The sequence below is a fragment of the Hymenobacter agri genome (genome assembly GCF_054778495.1).
The window spans coordinates 1-1,966 of record NZ_BAAGZM010000712.1 but is presented as its reverse complement, the minus strand read 5'-3'; the positions used below and the strand labels follow the sequence as shown (position 1 = coordinate 1,966).

The following is a 1,966-nucleotide window of genomic DNA, read 5'->3' as shown; positions in this document are numbered from 1 at the left end:
GAGCCGCCGGGCGGCGCTTCGTGCAGCGCGGCTGGCGCTAAGCGCGGGCCGTCGGGGGCCGGGTTTGGAATCATTCGGCACGTTTTGGGGTTTTAACCTGACCATTTGGAGCGTGAGTCTCGTATAAAACCTCAGCGGCAACCGCTACACTTGTGGCGGCAGCTGCGGTTCAACCTCAGCAACTTTGATTATGCACCAGCATCAGCCCAGCATCGTTCAGCGCAAACGCAAAAGCCTGCGCCGTCAGCGCATGGCGCGTCGTGTTCTGCCCTTCCTGGCCTCGTTGTTTTTGGCTACGCCTTTGGCCGGCAACATTCAGCAGTCGATGGCCGGCAGCACGCGCAACGAATTGCGCATGCCCAAGATGGATTTCTCGCCCAAGGCCCAGTTCGACCAAACCCTGCGCGCTACCTACAATGCCCTCGGGGCCGAGCAGGAAGGCTTGCGCTACGAAACCTTCGCCAAGGCCATGACCGGCTACCTCAACCTGCGTCAGGATGGCAAGTTGGCTGAGGATAAGCAGGTACTCACGGTAGTCGACTTCGACCTGCCCAGTACCGAAAAGCGCCTGTGGGTGCTCGATTTGGCCAAAAACGAAATTCTCTTCCACACGCTGGTGGCCCACGGCCACAACTCGGGCGAGAACGAAGCCACCAACTTCTCCAACACCGACCAGAGCAATATGAGCAGCTTGGGCTTTTACGCCACGGGCGGCGAATACGAGGGCAAGCACGGCCACTCGCTGCGCCTCGAAGGCATGGACGAAGGCGTGAACAGCAACGCCGCCGCCCGCTCCATCGTGATGCACGGTGCTGATTATGTGAGCGAAGACTTCATCAAGCAAAACGGCCGCCTGGGCCGCAGTCTCGGCTGCCCGGCCCTGCCCATGGACCAGTACTCGCAGATTATCGACGCGGTGAACGGCGGTACCTGCCTGTTCCTGAACAAGTCGGATGCCGGCTACTCGTCGCGCTACCTGAATCAGGACGTGGCTATTGCCGCGCTGGTACCGGCTTCGGGCGCGGCCCATACTTCGTAAGCTTTCAGTAGTTTAAGCTGCTTTGCACGGCGCGGCCGGGCTGCTCAATAAAGAGTAGTCCGGCCGCGTTGTTGCGTAATGAAACACCGATACTTTCGCATTTTAGGTAGTCTGCTTTGCCTGCAGCTCGCGGCTTGTTCAGCCGACCAATCTACCGATGAGCATAATGGGAACCTGCCTGCGGCGGCGCAGCAGCCGCTTATCGACAGTGTTGCCGTTCCGCTGGCTTCCACTAACGATGAAGTAGCTGTCGGTTCGGCGTCATCCGGAACGAAAGAATCATTCGTGGCCGCAAAGCAACCAGTGGGCGGGCGACCAACGCGGCGAGTGACTACACAACCTTTGGCTCACCCCACAGTACTGGCCGATGCTCCGGACGAATCCAGCGCTGAGGCATTTGATGGTATTGCGGCCCAAGCGCCGGCCGAAGCCGATAAGTTGGGCAGTTTGCAGGATTTTCTGCTTGCCGGCTTACCCGGCCCCCAGGAATTTGTGGTGCGGCCTGGCCGCGATACGCTGCTTATCGGGCAGCAGGGCACTCAATTATTTGTGCCGGCCGATGCCTGGGATGTGCCGCTCACGAGTGGACCGGTGCGCCTGCAACTGCGTGAGTTTTATACAACACCCGATATCATCCTGGCCGGGCTGGGCACAATGAGCAGCGGCCGCCTGCTCGAAACGGGCGGGATGATACACGTGAGCGCCACCAACGATGCCGGCCGGCCGGTGGCCTTGCAAGCGGGCCGGCGGCTGGGCCTGCGCATGCCCGCGAAAGAGCTAAAGCCGGGTATGCGCCTGTTTCGGGGGGAAGCCGTTGGCCGTCGCTCGCCCAACTGGGTGCTCGATTCGTTGGCCCAAACCACGGCCGCTGCTGGTGGGGCGCACAGTGTCGCTGCCCGCCGCCATAAGCCGGAGCGCGTGCGCCAC

General features: G+C 61.3%; 2 protein-coding genes. Both read left to right on the top strand.

What is annotated here, in order from left to right; genetic code table 11:
- The first annotated feature begins 190 nt into the window (after nt 1-190).
- Nucleotides 191-1,039 carry a murein L,D-transpeptidase catalytic domain family protein gene (locus ACYVDE_RS21315; protein ID WP_460503549.1) on the top strand — a complete coding sequence of 283 codons (849 nt, stop codon included), beginning with the start codon at nt 191-193 and terminating at the stop codon, nt 1,037-1,039.
- Between the two features lie 342 nt (nt 1,040-1,381).
- The coding region (locus ACYVDE_RS21310) for a hypothetical protein (protein WP_460503548.1) at nt 1,382-1,966 on the top strand (585 nt) is incomplete at its 3' end.